1 pseudogene is annotated in these 278 nt (G+C 55.0%); it reads left to right on the top strand.

Going from position 1 to position 278, the window contains the following annotated elements:
• Positions 1-265: pseudogene (locus EOD29_RS37985) on the top strand (hypothetical protein); the annotation flags it as partial.
• Positions 266-278 lie beyond the last annotated feature (13 nt).

Genomic DNA, 278 nt, shown 5'->3' with positions numbered 1-278 from the left:
CCTTATAGAGGCTGGATACGCAAGCTGCCATCCGCTGAATTTCCAAGGTTGTCAATCAGCATCCAAAATTCACCCCTTATCGGTGAGGTGCTCCCCGATTTTGGGCCAGCGGGAGCTGGAATTTTCCGGGGTTTTGGCTCAGTTCGGCGGGGGTGCCGATGAGCCGTTCAAAAGCGAGATCGGCACCTTGTTGCCGATCGCGCCATGTGGCCGAACCTCATTGTACAACACGACGACAGAACACCCACAGGACGGAGGTTCGTGAGCTTTTATATCCG

This window comes from Mesorhizobium sp. M1A.T.Ca.IN.004.03.1.1 (assembly GCF_003997555.1).
Taxonomy (GTDB): Bacteria; Pseudomonadota; Alphaproteobacteria; order Rhizobiales; family Rhizobiaceae; genus Mesorhizobium.
Note: the sequence above shows the minus strand (reverse complement) of the source record. Positions and strands in the feature narration are given on the sequence as shown.